The following is a 15,501-nucleotide window of genomic DNA, read 5'->3' on the forward strand; positions in this document are numbered from 1 at the left end:
ACGCTCCTCACGCCCCCGGAAACCGCCACCGTCACGGTCGCGGTACCCCCGGCCCTCACGGTCCCGATAACCGCCACCGCCGCCCTCGCGGTACCCGCCGCCGTCCCGCTGCGGACGCTCGTCACGCCCACGGTGCGGCCGGTCATCCCGCCCGCGCTCGCGGTCGCGGAAACCGCGCTGCTCGCGGTCGCCCGGGCGCCCGCCGGCGCGGGTGTCGCGCTCGAAGCGGTCCCGCCCGTAGGGGCGGCGGTCGTCGTCGCGCCGGTCGTCGCCGCGGTCCCGGCCGTAGGAGCCCCTGCCGCCCCGATCGTCGCGCTCCCGGCCGCGGTCGTCGCGGTCCCCGAAGCGTCCGCCGCGGCGGCGGTCGTCGCCGTCGCGGTACTGCGGGCGTCCGTGGCCGCGCCCACGGGTGGAATCGCCGCGCTCACCGCGCGGGGCTGTGGATCGACCGCGCTCACCGCGCCGGTCGTAGGAGTCCCGCTCGGCGCGGGACCTGTCGTGCTTACCTGGTGTGTTCACCTGTGTCGTCGAGACCTTCGATGTCGTCGGGCAGGAACGGTGCGAGATCGGGAAGTTCGTCGAGGCTGCGCAGGCCGAGACGCTCCAGGAAGTAGCTGGTCGTGCGGTAGAGCAGTGCCCCCGACTCCGGGTCGTGGCCGGCCTCTTCGATCAGGCCCCTCAGTACGAGGGTACGCATAACGCCGTCACAGTTCACCCCGCGGACCGCCGAGACCCGGCCCCGGGAGACCGGCTGCCGGTAGGCGACGACCGCGACCGTCTCCAGCGCGGCCTGGGTGAGCCGCACCTCCTGCCCGTCCCGCAGGAAGTGCTCCACCACGTCGGCGCACTCCGGACGGGTGTAGAACCGCCACCCCTCGGCCACCTGGCGCAGGTCGAACCCGCGGCCCTGCTCGGTGTACTCGTGCGACAGCTCGGCGAGCACCGCGGCGACGGTCTCCACCGGGAGGTCGAACGCCCGTGCGATGTCGTACTCCGCCACGGGCTGGTCCACCACCATGAGGACCGCCTCCAGGTCCCGCCGCAGCCGCGCGCGCCGCCCGTCCGGGCCGCCCGCCGCGTCCTCGGCCGCCGGTGCCGCCCCGGCGGCCTCCTCCACCATGCTGGTGTCGCGCGCGTTCACTCGGTCTCCCCGTCCCCCTCGGCCGTCTTCTGCTGCCCGTACTCGTCGGCCACCGCCACCTCGCCCTGCTCGCTGCCCGTCCAGGTGACGTGCAGGTCGCCCAGCGGCTCCGGCTGGTCGAACGCGACGTTGGCCGCGCGGTACAGCTCCAGCAGCGCGAGGAACCGGGCCACGACCTCGAAGGTACCGCCGCACTCGGCGGTCAGCTCGGCGAACGTCAGGGTTCCGTGCTCGCGCAGCGCGTGCACGACCAGCAGGCCCTGCTCGCGGACCGAGGTCCTGGTCTGGTGGATGTGCGTCACCGGCACGCTCGGCGGTTCCCTGGGTGTGAGGGCGCGCGCCGCCAGGGCCGCGAACTCCTGCGGGCCCAGCCGGATGAACACGTCCGGCCGCGACTCGGCGAAGCGGGGCTCCAGCGGGACCGCGCGCGGGAACCGGCGGCCCTGGGCGGCCAGCCGGGCCGCGAGGACGGCCGCGGCCTCCTTGTAGGCGCGGTACTGCAGCAGCCGCGCGAACAGCAGGTCGCGCGCCTCCAGCAGGGCGAGGTCGGCCTCGTCCTCGATCTCGCCGCGCGGCAGCAGCCTCGCCGCCTTCAGGTCGAGCAGCGTCGCGGCGACCAGCAGGAAGTGGCTGGCCTGGTCGAGGTCCCAGGAGTCCCCGTGCGCCTTGATGTAGGCGATGAACTCGTCGGTGACCTTGGAGAGCGAGACTTCGGTGATGTCCAGCTTGTGCTTGGAGATCAGTCCCAGCAGCAGGTCGAAGGGGCCCTCGAAGTTGTCGAGGTGCACCTGGAAGCCGCTCGCGGGGGTCGCGTCCTCGGTCATGCGGCGCAGGTCGGGGTGGTTGCGGTCATACCCCTAGGGTGGCATCGCCTGCGTGGCGGGGAACGCACGAAACGCCTGCGTGGCGGGGAACGCACGAAACACCCGCGTGGCGGGGAACGCACGAAACACCCGCACGGCCGATCGGCCGGTGCGGCCAGCGGTCAGTCGTCGCCGAGCCGCTGCACCAGCATGCTCGACTCACCGTGCTCCTCGAAGTCGGCGAGCAGCACGGCCACGGCCTCCCGCACGATCCTCCCCCGGTCCACGGTGAGGCCGTGCTCGGCGCGCAGCGTCAGCCGGGTCTGCTCCAGTGCGAGCAGTTCGGCCGCGGAGATGTACACGGTGATCTTCTCCTCGTGGCGCTGCCGGCCGCTGGGCTGCGGCGCCCGCTGCGTCCGGGCCCGCGGCTTGCGGGCCCGGGGGACGGGCGCGGCGCGCTCGGCGCTCCTGGCCGCGCTCGCCGCCTCGCTTCCCTCCTCCGCCGGGGCGAACCGGCCTTCGGCGGGAGGCGTCGGCGGCTCCGGACGCTCAGCGCCTCGCCGCTCCGCGGCTCCCCCCTCGTCGCGGACCGCCGGTTCCGGCGTCGTCGTGGACCGGAAGAACAGGTCCGCCGCGCCGGGCAGCGTCACGCGTCGTGATCGCTGAGCGGCCACCTGGCCAGCACCTCCTTGGCCAGTTCCCGGTAGGCGTTGGCGCCCGCCGAGGACGAGTCGAACCGGGTGATGGGCTCTCCCGCGACCGTGGCGTCAGGGAAGCGGATGGTCCGGTTGATGACGGTGCTGTAGACCTTGTCGCCGAAGCCGTCGATGATCGTGGCCAGCACCTCGCGCGCGTGCAGCGTGCGCGGGTCGTACATGGTACCGAGGAAGCCGTCGATGACGAGCCGGTCGTTCAGCCGCTCCTGCACCTTCTGGATGGTGTCCATGAGGAGTGCGACTCCGCGCAGCGCGAAGAACTCGCACTCCAGCGGGACGATGACGCCGTGCGCCGCGGTCAGCGCGTTGACCGTGAGCAGTCCCAGCGACGGCTGGCAGTCGATGAGGACGACGTCGTAGTCGTCGAGCACCGGCCTGAGCGAGCGCGCCAGCATCTGCTCGCGGGCGACCTCGCCCACCAGCTGGACCTCGGCCGCCGACAGGTCGATGTTGCTCGGGATGAGGTCGAGCCCGTCGACGTCGGTCTTCAGCAGCACGTCCTCGACGGTGACGTCGCGCTGCATGAGCAGGTTGTAGACGGTGAGGTCGAGTTCGCGCGGGTCCAACCGCCCGAGACCCACCGAGAGCGCGCCCTGCGGGTCGAAGTCGACGAGCAGGACCCGGCGGCCGTACTCCGCGATGGCGGCGCCCAGGTTGATGGTCGTCGTGGTCTTGCCGACCCCGCCCTTCTGGTTGCATAGTGCGACGACCCGGGCCGGACCGTGATCGCTCAGCGGTGCCGGTTCCGGGAACTGCGGTTTCGGTCTGTTGATGGTCAGTGCCGCCCCCGTGCGTGTTTCCCCCCACGGGCTGCCCGCTGCTCCGGTCACCGTGTCCTCCTCGGCGGACGCGGGATCGGCCGCCTCCGACTCGTCGTGCCCAGACCAGCTCACAACCCTTGACCTCCCTACGGCCCAGCCGTTACCGGCCGATTCTCGCGAACCGGTTGACCGGCCGTCGGAAAAACTCAATATGTCGACAGCGCGAAACCGTCGTGCCGCGACTCTAGAACGTCGGCCGCACCCGAATCAACGCGACACTCTCGCGTCGGCGGACCCCCGTGAGCGAGTGTTTCGCCTGTCCACGCGGGCCAGATGTCCGAATGCCGCTACGAGTGGGCCACCGCACGCGGATGACTGGCGGCGTAGACCTCGCGGAGCCGGTCGACGGTGACGAGCGTGTACACCTGCGTCGTGGTGACTGAGGCGTGCCCGAGCAGCTCCTGGACCACCCGGACGTCGGCGCCGCCGTCGAGCAGGTGGGTCGCGAAGGAGTGCCGGAGGGTGTGCGGCGAGACGTCGGTCAGCCCGACCCGCTCCGCGGCGGCGCGCAGCACCGCCCACGCACCCTGGCGGGTGAGCCGGCCGCCGCGCGCGTTGAGGAACAGGGCGGGCGTCCCGCGGCCGTGGGCGGCGAGCGCCGGGCGGGCGCGCACCAGGTAGGCGTCGAGGGCGCGCAGCGCGAACCGGCCGATCGGCACCAGCCGCTCCTTGCCGCCCTTGCCGCGGTAGCGCACCACCGCGACGCCGCCGCGGCCGCCCGCCCCGCCCTGCGCCGGGCCGGCCGGCTCCTCGGGCGCCGCGGCGCCGACGGCGACCCGCTCGACGTCGTCGACGTCCAGTCCGACCGCCTCGGAGATGCGGGCGCCGGTGCCGTAGAGCAGCTCCAGGAGCGCGCGGTCCCGCAGCGCCCGGGGGTCGTCCCCGGTGTCCACGGCGGCGAGCAGCGTCTCCACCTCCTGGAGCGAGATGGCCTTGGGCAGCCGCCGGGGCGGTGCGGGCGGGCGGACCTGCCGGGCGGGGTCGGCCGCGGTCAGCTTCTCGCGCAGCGCGAACCGGTGCAGGCCGCGGACCGCCACCACCGCGCGCCCGGCCGAGTTCACGCCGAGCGGGGGGTGCTCGGCGTCGCCCTCGCGCAGCCCGCGCAGGAAGTCGGTGACGTCGGCCTCGCGCACTTCGGCCAGCTCGCCGCGCCCGCGCTCGGCGAGGAAGCGCAGGTACCGGCGCAGGTCGCGCCGGTAGGAGGTCAGGGTGTTGGCGGCCAGACCGCGCTCCACGGTGAGGTGGTCGAGGTAGCCGCGCACCGCGGACTCCAGGGCGGGCGCGGGCTCCGCTCCGTGCGGGTGGTGCTGCTCGGCCGTCGTCGCGATCACCTCCCCCAGGCCATCCGGGGGAGATGATGCCACAGACCGGGGCGATTCGGGGCGCGGAACGTACGAGGCGGCCTGCTGGGACCCGGTCACCGGTGAGGAGCCGGGGCCCCGGTCCCGCCGCGCCACCGAGATGTCTACGGGTCTACGGGACGCAGGAGCCCCGTCCCGCTACTCGGGGGCCCGGAACCCGTCGAGTACGAACGCCACGTGCCTGCGCCACGCGCCCGGGTCACTCGTCTCGGTCGCGCGGGCGATGGCGGCGCTCGCCGCGAAGACATGGAGCAGGTCGTCGTCGGTGACCTCCGCCCGGAGGAGGCCCTCGTCGCGGGCCCGGTCCATGATCTCCCGCGACGCCCCGATCGCGTGCGCGCACAGCCGCACGTTCACCCGGGCCGTCGACATGCGGGCGAGCATGCTGGAGGCCCTCCTGCCGCTGCTCCTGCTGACCCCGGTCGAGATCGCGCACGCGCTGCTTCCCGAGTGGCAGGAGCGCGGTGACGGAGCCTTCCTGCTCGCCGAGGGTCTCTCCGCGGCACGGCCGATGGCCAACCTGGCCGGCCTGGGGACCGTGATGGCGGCGACCCGCAACTTCCTGCACGGCCTGCACGCCGAAGTCGCCGACAGCGGGGTGCACGTGGGCCCCCTGAGCATCGCCTCGCTGATCGCCGGCAGCGAGGTCTCCGCCGCGGCTGCCGCCGCGTTCGACGAACACGGCGGTCCGCGGGTCCCCGTGGCCGACCCGAAGGACCTCGCCGAGATCTACTGGACCATGGTCACGTCCCGAGACCGGGTCGAGCGCTTCCACCCCGAGGGCATCCTCGGCTGAAGCTGCCTCTCAGGAATCACCCGCGGATCGGCAGAGCGGCACGAAGCCTCCGGTGTACAGGGTCCTCCTGGTCGTTGGCCCCTGTACCGGAGGCTTCGCGTGTGTGCCGGCGGCACGCGTCGGTGACGCCGACTCGGCACCGACCGTCCTAGTGGGACGGGTCTCCACCCGCTCCCTAGGCGAGGGCGGGCCGCAGGGTGGACAGCCCGTCCCGGACCGCCGCCTGGGCGGCCAGAATCCCGATGACGGCGGACGCGTTGTGCAGCCGGCCGGTGAGCACCGCCCGCACGGCGTCCTCCAGCGGCATCCACTCCAGGGGCATGTCCGCCTCCTCGTGCACCCGTTCGAAGTCGATCTCCTCGGCGGGGACCTCGGTGAGGTTGCGGGCGAGGTAGACGATCACCCGCTCCGTGGAGAACCCGGGGGAGGGGAAGACGTCGGCCAGCTCGTGCCAGGTGGCGGCCCGGTAGCCGGCCTCCTCCAGCAGCTCGCGCTGGGCGGTGCGCACCGGGGGCTCGCCGTCGACGTCGCGCATGCCGGCCGGCAGCTCCCACAGCTGGTGGCCGACGGCGTGCCGGTACTGGCGCAGCAGCAGCACCCGGCCGGCGTCGTCCAGCGCGACCACCGCCACGGCGCCCGGGTGGACGAACAGGTCGCGCTGCACCACCTCGGTCCGGCCGCCGGAGCCCGGCATGCGCACCCAGTCGCTGCGCATGGCCACCTTCGGGCTGCGGAACCGCTCGGCGGTGTCCTCGACGGTCCAGGACTCGGGGTGGTCGGCCACCGTGTAGTCGACGGTGCCGCTCATCCGCGCGCCTCGCCCGCTGCGAGCGCGCGGTCCCGCGCGGCGGTGATCAGCCCGGAGAACAGCGGGTGGGCGCGGGTCGGCCGGGACCGCAGCTCCGGGTGCGCCTGGGTGGCGACGAAGAACGGGTGCTCCTCGCGCGGCAGCTCGACGTACTCCACGAGGTGGCCGCCGGGCGACAGACCCGAGAAGACCAGTCCGGCCTCCTCCAGCTGGGCGCGGTAGGCGTTGTTCACCTCGTAGCGGTGCCGGTGCCGCTCCGAGACCTCCTCCTCGCCGTACAGCTCGCGGACCTGCGACCCCTCGGCCAGCGCCGCCGGGTACAGGCCCAGGCGCATGGTGCCGCCCATGTCCCGCTCGCCGGCGATGACGTCCGTCTGGTCGGCCATGGTGGCGATGACCGGGTGCTTGGCCTTGTCGTCGAACTCGGTGCTGTTGGCGCCTTCGAGCCCCACCACGTCGCGCGCGTACTCGATCACCAGGCACTGCAGGCCCAGGCAGATCCCGAGCAGCGGGATGCGGTTCTCGCGGGCGTGGCGGATCGCGCCAAGCTTGCCCTCGATCCCCCGCACGCCGAACCCGCCGGGGATGAGCACGCCGTCCACGCCGTCCAGCTCCCGCGCGGCACCGGCCGCGGTCGAGCAGTCGTCGCTGACCACCCAGCGGATGTTGACCCGGGTGTCGCAGGCGAACCCGCCCGCCCGCAGCGCCTCGGTCACCGACAGGTAGGCGTCGGGCAGGTCGATGTACTTGCCGACCAGCGCGATGGTGACCTCGTGGCTCGGCTGGTGGACGCGGCGCAGCAGGTTGTCCCACTCGGTCCAGTCGACGTCGCGGAAGGCCAGGCCCAGCCGGCGCACCACGTAGGCGTCCAGGCCCTCGCGGTGCAGCACCTTGGGGATGTCGTAGATCGAGGGGGCGTCCGGCGTGGAGACGACGCCGCCCTCGTCCACGTCGCACATCAGGCTGATCTTGCTCTTCAGGCTCTGCGGGATCGGGCGGTCGGCGCGGCAGACGATCGCGTCGGGCTGGATGCCGATGTTGCGCAGCGCCGCCACGGAGTGCTGGGTGGGCTTGGTCTTCAGCTCGCCGGACGGGCCGAGGTAGGGCAGCAGCGAGACGTGCAGGAAGAAGCAGTTCTCGCGGCCGATCTCGTGCCGGATCTGGCGCACCGCCTCCAGGAAGGGCTGCGACTCGATGTCGCCGACCGTGCCGCCGATCTCGGTGATGACCAGGTCGACGTCGGCGTCCTCCATCGCGTAGATCCGCGACTTGATCTCGTTGGTGATGTGCGGGATCACCTGCACGGTGTCGCCGAGGTAGGCGCCCTGGCGCTCCTTGGCGATGACGCTGGAGTAGATCTGCCCGGTGGTGACGTTCGCCGAGGCCGACAGCTCGGTGTCCAGGAACCGCTCGTAGTGGCCGATGTCGAGGTCGGTCTCGGCACCGTCGTCGGTGACGAACACCTCGCCGTGCTGGAACGGGTTCATCGTGCCGGGGTCGACGTTGAGGTAGGGGTCGAGCTTCTGCATGGTGACCCGCAGACCGCGGGACTTCAGCAGCCGCCCGAGGCTGGAGGCGGTCAGGCCCTTCCCGAGACTGGAGGCGACGCCGCCGGTGACGAAAAGGTGTTTGGTACTCGCGGCGGATGCCAAAGTGATGCTCCCGTGGTCGATTGGCTACGAACCGCCCGAACACGACAGGCGGCCGTGCGGAGCCCGGTGGTCGGCGGCGATTCGCGCCGAATGCCTACCTCGGACGCCACGGGCCACCAGGATAACAGCGTCCCCCACCTGCGGAGGTATCGGACCTCGGAAGGGCGCCGGTACCGCGGCCGCGCGGCGGGGCCGAGGTGTACACGGCGGTACGGCGAACGAACGTACCAAGAACACCCGGGGAGGCGGACTCCCGCCCCACCGGTCGTCCTGCCCGCCGCGGGCCCCGCCATGCGGCCGCAGCCGCCGAAACCGCCGATGCTGGAGTCCAGCACCGTGACCCCGCTGTCGTGGGCGGCCAGCGCGTTGGCGTAGCCCGTGTTGCGGGTGTTGTGGAAGTGGCAGCGCAGCCGGGCCGTCCCCGCCACCGCGCGGACCCGGGTGACGAGGTCGCGCACCTGGCGCGGCACCCCGACACCGATGGTGTCGGCCAGCGCGATCTCCACGGCGCCCATGTCGGCGGCGCGCCGGGCGATCTCGACGACCCGCTCCGGCGGGGTCTCCCCCTCGAACGGGCAGCCGAAGGCGGTGGAGACGGTGATGCTGAGCGGCGTGCCCGCGTCGTGGGCCGCCTTGGCGATGCCGGCGCAGTCGGCCAGCATCTCCTCGACGGTGCGCCCCTGGTTGCGGCGGGAGAACTCGTCGGTGGCGGGCACCGCGACGTTCACCTCGTCGACCTCGGCGGCCAGCGCCCGCTCCAGGCCCCGGTGGTTGAGGACCAGCCCGATGTAGGACACCCCCGGCTCGCGGCGGACACCGGCCATGACCTCCTCGGCCCCGGCCATCTGCGGCACCCGGCGGGGGTTGACGAAGCTCACGGCCTCGATCCGCCGCAGCCCCGCCGCGACGGCGCGGTCGATCAGCTCGACCTTCTCCGCCACGGACAGCACCGCGTCCTCGTTCTGCAGACCGTCGCGCGGTCCGACCTCCACGATCTCCACGCCTCCGGCCGGGGTGGTCGGCTCCGCTGCCATGGTGTGGCTCCCTCCGCGCTGGTCCGATTGCGGCCGAGCACCGGCCGGGCGGACGGGGCCGCCGCCGGCGGTCAGGCCCAGCCTAACCAGCCGGCGGCGGTGCGGTCAGCACCACGGGGCGCCGCGGCCCGTGCGGGCCGCGGCGGCGCGCTCAGCGCCCCGGAACGAGCACCGCGGCGTGCCCGCCGCCGCGCCGCTCGGTCTCGGCGACCGCCTGGATGCGGCCCCGGCCGAGGAACTCCAGCGCGGCCACGGCCCCGATCTCGGGCACCTCGCTGAAGGTGTGCCCCAGCTCGCTGAGCTCCTTCTGCTCAGGCGTCCCGATGAACGCCGGCTCCGCCTGGGTGGCGGCGGCGTTGCGCTGGCTGAGCCGCGGCGCCTCCACCGCCTCCGGCAGCGTCATGTCGCGGTCGATCCGGTCCACCAGGACGTGCAGCACGGTGGTGATGATGGTGGCGCCGCCCGGACTGCCGACGGCCAGCCAGGGGCGGCCGTCCTCCAGCACGATGGTCGGCGCCATGCTGGAGCGCGGCCGCTTGCCCGGCGCGGGCAGGTTCGCGGCGCCGGCGCCGGTCTCCGAGACCTCGAACTCGAAGTCGGTGAGCTCATTGTTGAGGAGGAAGCCGCGGCCGGGGACGACGATGCCGCTGCCGCCGGTCTGCTCGATGGAGAACGTGTAGGAGACGACGTTGCCCCACCGGTCGGCGGTCACGAGGTGCGTGGTGGAGGGCCCCTCGGCGCCCTCCTCCGCGGGCGTGCCGCCGTCGAGGCAGCCGCCACCTCCGGTCACGTCGCCGGGCGCCGCCGGGGCGGGCAGCACCGCGTCGGGGGAGATCCGGCAGGCGCGCTGCGCCGCGAAGTCCTCGGAGAGCAGGGTCTCCAGCGGCACGTCGGAGTAGGCGGGGTCGCCGATGTAGGCGTTGCGGTCGGCGTAGGAGAGCTTGCTGGCCTCCAGGGTGAGGTGCTGCAGCTCGGCCGGTCCCAGGTCCTCGGGCTGGTACCGCTCGAGGATGTTGAGGGCCTCGCCCACCGTGGAGCCGCCCGAGGAGGACGGCGCCATGCTGTAGACGTCCAGGCCGCGGTACTCGACGTGCGTGGGATCGCGTTCGACGACCTCGTACCCGGCCACGTCCTCGGCGCTGAGCAGGCCCGGGCGCACCGTGCGGTCCGCGTCCTCGGCCACCGGCGGCGCGGTGGCCGTGCGCACGATGTCGGCGCCGATGCCGCCGGCGAGCACACCGGTGCCGTGCCGGGCGAACTCCCGGTAGGTGTCGGCGAGGTCGGGGTTGCGCAGCACGGTGCCGACCTCCGGGGGCGCGCCGCCCGGCAGGAAGAGGTCGGCGGTGGCGGGGAAGTCGGCGAAGCGCTCGGCATTGTCGGCGGTCTGGCGCCGGAAGGTCTCGTCGACGACGAAACCGCGGTCGGCGAGGTCGATGGCCGGCCGCAGCGCGCGCCTCAGCGAGACGGTGCCCCACTCCTCCAGGGCGTGCTCCCACGTGGCGGGGGTGCCGGGGGCACCGACCGACAGCCCGGAGGTGACGGCCTCGGCGAAGGGGATGGGCTCGCCGTTCTCCAGGAAGGAGTCCTCGCGCATGGCGGCGGGGGCGGTCTCCCGGCCGTCCAGCGTGTACACCTGGCGGTCCCTGGCGCTGTAGTAGACGAAGTACCCGCCGCCTCCGAAGCCTCCCGAGTACGGCTCGGTGACGCCGAGCGCGGCAGCGGCGGCCACCGCGGCGTCCACGGCGTTGCCTCCCGAGCGCAGGATCCGCAGCCCGGCCTCGGTGGCGTCCGGGTCCACCGTCGACACGGCCCCGCCGCGCCCCACCGCCACCGGGTCCCGGTCCGGGGGCCTCGGCCGCTCCTCCGCCGCCGCGGGGACGGCCGTCGTGCCCAGCATCAGCAGCAGTCCGGCCGTGGCTCCGGCCCGGTAGAACGCACGCCTCACGTGTCGGCCTCCGCCTCGTCGCACCGGAACGCCCGATACGCTCCGAAAGGTGACATGCGCCGAAGGTTAACCTGTCATGAGTTGTCCGCACCAGGGGGGATTTGCGGCATTGTGGCGGGCCGCCGGGTGCGCCTCCGGACGGCCACCCCGCGTGACGTCCGGCTCCGCACCGGCCGGGGACCGGGGCCAGGTGCGGCCACCCGGCGCGAAGCGGCCGGAATCACACCCCCGGCCGGCGAGCGGCCGGGCGCCCGCGCGGCTCAGCGCAGTGCGAGAGCGGGCCGGATCTCCCAGGTGGTCCACAGCGGGCGGTAGCCCATGCGGTGCCAGAACGGACCGGACAGCGGGTTCATCACGGAGTAGTTGAGCAGCGTGACCGCGATGCCGTGGCTGTCCATGGCCTGGTGCGCCTGGCTCACCAGGGCGGTTCCGATCCCCCGGCCGCGCTCCTCCTCGGCCACCACGGCGTAGCCGACGTAGGCGGCCGGAGCCGCGTTGACGAGCGGCGCGGCCCAGCGGGCGCGTTCGGGCGGCGACACCCACAGCAGCCCCACCGGACGGCCGCGGCGCTCGGCGAGCCACACCCACGACGGCGGCCGGCTGAGCGCCCGCGCCACCACCCGCCGGGTCTGCTCGGGGGTCTCGGGCTGGACGAAGACGCCGCCGAAGGACTCCTCGTAGCGGTGCTCCTCCATGATGAGCCCGACCACCACCGCCAGGTCGTGGATGTCGGCGAGCCGCATCGTGACGTCGCGGGGCGGCAGGGAGGGCGGGACGCCCCGGCGCTGCCGGCGGGCCGCCAGCACGGTGATGGGCTGCATCCCGTGCCGCTGCAGCGGCCGCACACCGCAGACGTCGCGCGCCGGCCAGGTGAGCTGCGCCGCCGACTCGCTGCCCGTCCCCGAGGGCAGCTGCTCCAGCTGGTCGCGCCAGCTCGTCAGCAGCGAGTCGAGCGCCCCCTCCGGGTCCGGGCCGCCCACGAGCGGGGTGAGCCAGTGCTGGTCGGGCACCCCCCAGGTCCGGCCGGCCTCGCCGGGCTGGTACCAGGAGTAGCGCATGGTCCCGAGGGCGGCCGGCCGGCCGTGCTCGTCGCTCACGGTGAGCAGCGGGTACCCGCTCAGCCGTGGGTGGGACGGTTCCGGCAGCAGCGGGTCGACCGCGGCCCAGCGCCTGGCAGCCGATCCGACGAGCAGGTCGAACTCCGCGCTGCTTCCAGGCGGACCGTCCTGCCGCATCCGGGCGACATAACCGCTCATGTTCCCTCCCTGGCCCCATCGACGCCAGCCCGCGCCTCCGCCGCGCCGCACCCGACGTCGTCGCCGCCCCCGACGGCGATCACGTGCTGTCGCGCCCCGACTACCCGGCAGACGCTACCGGTTCGCCCCACGACACGCGGGGCAACCCGGAGATTTTCCGGCTTTGTTGTGAAAAATTGTCTCCGTGCAATTTCATGAGAGCAAGACAGTCGCGGGACCACGGTAACCGGTCAACGTCTCATGATCATCTCCATGCGGTGACGCTCGGACCGCGCCGCGCCAACCCGCGCAGGGCTGCGCGGCGCGTCCTCGGTCGTGCGTCAGGAGACCCCGGCCGCGTCCATCCCGCGCAGCTCCCGCTTGAGCTCCTTGACCTCGTCGCGCAGCCGCGCCGCGAGCTCGAACTGCAGGTCCGCCGCCGCCTGGTGCATCTGCTGGGTGAGCTGGTCGATGAGATCGGCCAGCTCGGCCCGGGGCATGCCCGCGATGTCGGCGGAGCGCTGGCCGGCCGCCTGCGAGGACAGGCCGGGGACCGGCGCCTTGCCGCGGCTGACCTGCCGGGCCGCGCCGCCGATCAGCGTCTCGGTGTCAGCGTCCTCCCGGGCCAGCGAGTCGAGGATGTCGGCGATCTTCTTGCGCAGCGGCTGCGGGTCGATCCCGTGCTCAGCGTTGTAGGCGAGCTGCTTGGCCCGGCGCCGGTTGGTCTCGTCGATGGCCCGGCGCATGGACTCCGTCACCTCGTCGGCGTACATGTGCACCTGCCCGGCCACGTTGCGCGCCGCCCGGCCGATCGTCTGGATCAGGGACGTCTCCGACCGCAGGAAGCCCTCCTTGTCGGCGTCCAGGATCGCCACCAGCGACACCTCGGGCAGGTCCAGCCCCTCCCGCAGCAGGTTGATGCCGACCAGCACGTCGAACTCCCCCACCCGCAGCTCGCGGAGCAGCTCCACCCGGCGCAGCGTGTCGACCTCGCTGTGCAGGTAGCGCACCCGGATACCGAGCTCCGTGAGGTAGTCGGTGAGGTCCTCGGCCATCTTCTTGGTGAGCGTGGTCACCAGCACGCGCTCGTCGCGCTCGGCGCGCACCCGGATCTCGTGCACCAGGTCGTCGATCTGGCCCTGGGTGGGCTTGACCAGCACCTCCGGGTCGACCAGGCCGGTGGGGCGGATCACCTGCTCGACCACGTCGCCGCCGCTCTGCCGCAGCTCGTAGGGCCCGGGCGTGGCCGACAGGTACACGGTCTGCCCGATGCGCTTGACGAACTCCTCCCACCTCAGCGGCCGGTTGTCCAGCGCCGAGGGCAGCCGGAACCCGTGGTCCACCAGCGTGCGCTTCCGCGAGGCGTCGCCCTCGTACATGCCGCCGATCTGCGGCACGGTCACGTGCGACTCGTCGACGACCAGCAGGAAGTCCTCCGGGAAGTAGTCCAGCAGCGTGTTGGGCGCGCTGCCCGGGGCCCGCCCGTCGAAGTGCCGCGAGTAGTTCTCGATGCCCGAGCACATGCCGACCTGGCGCAGCATCTCCAGGTCGTAGGTGGTGCGCATGCGCAGCCGCTGCGCCTCCAGCAGGCTGCCGCGGTTCTCCAGCTCGGTGAGGCGCTCCCCCAGCTCGGTCTCGATGTCGGCGATGGCCCGCTCCATCCGCTCCGGGCCCGCCACGTAGTGCGACGCCGGGAAGATGTACAGCTCCTCGTCCTCGCCGACCACCTCGCCGGTGAGCGGGTGCAGGGTGCACAGCCGCTCGATCTCGTCACCGAACATCTCGATCCGGACGGCGAGCTCCTCGTAGACCGGGATGATCTCGATGGTGTCCCCGCGCACCCGGAAGGTGCCCCGGGTGAACGCGACGTCGTTGCGGGTGTACTGCATCTCGACGAGCCGGCGCAGCAGGTCGTCGCGGTCCACCTCCATGCCCACCTTCACGGTGGCCATGCGGTCGACGTACTCCTGCGGCGTGCCCAGGCCGTAGATGCACGACACCGAGGCGACGACGATGGTGTCGCGCCGGGTCAGCAGCGAGTTGGTCGCCGAGTGCCGCAGCCGCTCCACCTCGTCGTTGATCGAGGAGTCCTTCTCGATGTAGGTGTCGGTCTGCGGGACGTAGGCCTCGGGCTGGTAGTAGTCGTAGTAGGAGACGAAGTACTCGACGGCGTTGTTGGGCAGCATCTCCCTCAGCTCGTTGGCGAACTGCGCCGCGAGCGTCTTGTTCGGCTGCATCACCAGCGTGGGGCGCTGCACCTGCTCGACCAGCCACGCCACGGTGGCGGTCTTGCCGGTCCCGGTGGCGCCCAGCAGCACCGTGTCCTTCGCGCCGGCGTTGACCCGCCGCGTCAACTCCGCGATGGCCGCCGGCTGGTCGCCCGCCGGGGTCATCTCGGAGACCACCTCGAACGGCGCCACTCTGCGCTGGATGTCGGTCACCGGACGCACGTCGTCTCATCTCCCCCTGCGGCCCTGCCCCCTGGTCTCCTTCCACCGTATATCCGGACACCGACAGCGGCGGACGGCCGCCCGGCCCGGTCAGGAGGCCGACGAGCCGGCCCCCGCCCGCGCCGCGAGCCCCGCCCACACCTCGGCGACCCGGGCGTCCAGGTCGGCCACCGTGCCCGAGTTGTCCACCACCACGTCGGCGGCCGCCAACCGCTCCTCCCGGGACGCCTGCGCCCGGATCCGGGCCCGCGCCTGCTCCTCGCCCATGCCCCGGTTGGCGACCACCCGGCCGACCCGCAGGTCGTCGGGGGCGTCCACGACCACGACCACGTCGTACTCCCGCCCGAGGTCGTTCTCCACCAGCAGCGGCACGTCGTACACCACGATCGCGTCCTCGGGGGCGGCGGCCATGAGCTCCGCGGTGCGCTCGGCCACCCGGGGGTGCACGATCGCGTTCAGCCGGGCCAGCCGGTCGGCGTCGGCGAACACGATCTCCCCCAGCCGGGCCCGGTCCAGCCGGCCGTCGGGGGCCAGGACGTCCGCGCCGAACTCCGCGACGACCGCGGCCAGCCCGGCGGTCCCCGGCTCGACCACCTCGCGGGCCAGCCGGTCGGCGTCGATCACCACCGCCCCGCGCTCCGCCAGCCGCCGCGCCACCTCGGTCTTGCCCGATCCGATCCCGCCGGTGAGTCCCACACGTAGCATGCCGCCGATCTTACGGAACGCCGGAGACGGGGCG

At 73.2% G+C, this 15,501-nt stretch carries 13 protein-coding genes and 2 pseudogenes; 1 reads left to right on the forward strand and 14 read right to left on the reverse strand.

What is annotated here, in order from left to right; genetic code table 11:
• From DEF28_RS27565 to DEF28_RS27570, 7 genes and pseudogenes are all read right to left on the reverse strand, one after another.
• Positions 1-519 (reverse strand): annotated as a pseudogene (locus DEF28_RS27565) (pseudouridine synthase); the annotation flags it as partial.
• Positions 503-1,120, reverse strand: coding sequence for an SMC-Scp complex subunit ScpB (gene scpB / locus DEF28_RS14915; protein ID WP_233515315.1), 618 nt, complete (start codon positions 1,118-1,120; stop codon positions 503-505). The gene scpB and the pseudogene DEF28_RS27565, both read right to left, overlap by 17 nt.
• Positions 1,121-1,137: 17 nt before the next feature.
• Positions 1,138-1,965, reverse strand: a complete 828-nt coding sequence (locus DEF28_RS14920) for a segregation and condensation protein A (protein WP_114397333.1) — start codon at positions 1,963-1,965, stop codon at positions 1,138-1,140.
• Positions 1,966-2,126: 161 nt separating this feature from the next.
• Complete coding sequence (locus tag DEF28_RS14925; protein WP_199493320.1) at positions 2,127-2,618, reverse strand: hypothetical protein; 492 nt, start codon at positions 2,616-2,618, stop codon at positions 2,127-2,129.
• Positions 2,591-3,553 (reverse strand): ParA family protein, encoded by a 963-nt coding sequence (locus DEF28_RS14930; RefSeq protein ID WP_114397334.1) that lies wholly within the window; start codon positions 3,551-3,553, stop codon positions 2,591-2,593. Before DEF28_RS14930 ends, DEF28_RS14925 begins: the two co-directional genes overlap by 28 nt.
• A 215-nt stretch (positions 3,554-3,768) precedes the next feature.
• Positions 3,769-4,809, reverse strand: a complete 1,041-nt coding sequence (locus DEF28_RS14935; protein WP_181874267.1) for a site-specific tyrosine recombinase XerD — start codon at positions 4,807-4,809, stop codon at positions 3,769-3,771.
• A gap of 171 nt (positions 4,810-4,980) precedes the next feature.
• Positions 4,981-5,226: an SbtR family transcriptional regulator gene (locus DEF28_RS27570; RefSeq protein ID WP_181874263.1), complete on the reverse strand. Its 246-nt coding sequence runs from the start codon at positions 5,224-5,226 to the stop codon at positions 4,981-4,983.
• On the opposite strand from DEF28_RS27570, the gene DEF28_RS14940 reads away from it, so the two are divergent.
• Positions 5,225-5,638, forward strand: coding sequence for an SDR family oxidoreductase (locus DEF28_RS14940; protein ID WP_181874264.1), 414 nt, complete (start codon positions 5,225-5,227; stop codon positions 5,636-5,638). The two genes, DEF28_RS27570 and DEF28_RS14940, sit on opposite strands and share 2 nt — an antisense overlap.
• A gap of 175 nt (positions 5,639-5,813) precedes the next feature.
• Here the strand turns inward: DEF28_RS14940 and DEF28_RS14945 are convergent, their stop codons facing one another.
• The 7 genes and pseudogenes from DEF28_RS14945 to coaE form a co-directional block, all read right to left on the reverse strand.
• Positions 5,814-6,446 carry an NUDIX domain-containing protein gene (locus DEF28_RS14945; RefSeq protein ID WP_114397335.1) on the reverse strand — a complete coding sequence of 211 codons (633 nt, stop codon included), beginning with the start codon at positions 6,444-6,446 and terminating at the stop codon, positions 5,814-5,816.
• Entirely contained in the window at positions 6,443-8,098 is a 1,656-nt protein-coding gene (locus DEF28_RS14950; RefSeq protein WP_114397336.1) for a CTP synthase, read from the reverse strand. The genes DEF28_RS14945 and DEF28_RS14950 overlap by 4 nt, the downstream gene beginning before the upstream one ends.
• A gap of 260 nt (positions 8,099-8,358) precedes the next feature.
• Positions 8,359-9,132: pseudogene (locus tag DEF28_RS14955) on the reverse strand (hydroxymethylglutaryl-CoA lyase); the annotation flags it as partial.
• A 151-nt stretch (positions 9,133-9,283) separates the two neighbouring features.
• Complete coding sequence (gene ggt / locus DEF28_RS14960; protein WP_233515312.1) at positions 9,284-11,077, reverse strand: gamma-glutamyltransferase; 1,794 nt, start codon at positions 11,075-11,077, stop codon at positions 9,284-9,286.
• Between the two features lie 260 nt (positions 11,078-11,337).
• Positions 11,338-12,333: a GNAT family N-acetyltransferase gene (locus tag DEF28_RS14965; protein ID WP_114397337.1), complete on the reverse strand. Its 996-nt coding sequence runs from the start codon at positions 12,331-12,333 to the stop codon at positions 11,338-11,340.
• A gap of 320 nt (positions 12,334-12,653) precedes the next feature.
• The gene (gene uvrB, locus DEF28_RS14970) at positions 12,654-14,762 is read right to left on the reverse strand and encodes an excinuclease ABC subunit UvrB (protein ID WP_114397338.1); all 2,109 of its coding nucleotides are present in this window, start codon (positions 14,760-14,762) and stop codon (positions 12,654-12,656) included.
• Between the two features lie 90 nt (positions 14,763-14,852).
• Entirely contained in the window at positions 14,853-15,467 is a 615-nt protein-coding gene (gene coaE / locus DEF28_RS14975) for a dephospho-CoA kinase (RefSeq protein ID WP_181874265.1), read from the reverse strand.
• Positions 15,468-15,501: the final 34 nt, after the last annotated feature.

Origin of the sequence: Marinitenerispora sediminis, from assembly GCF_003336425.1 — a bacterium.
Classification (GTDB): Bacteria; Actinomycetota; Actinomycetes; order Streptosporangiales; family Streptosporangiaceae; genus Marinitenerispora; species Marinitenerispora sediminis.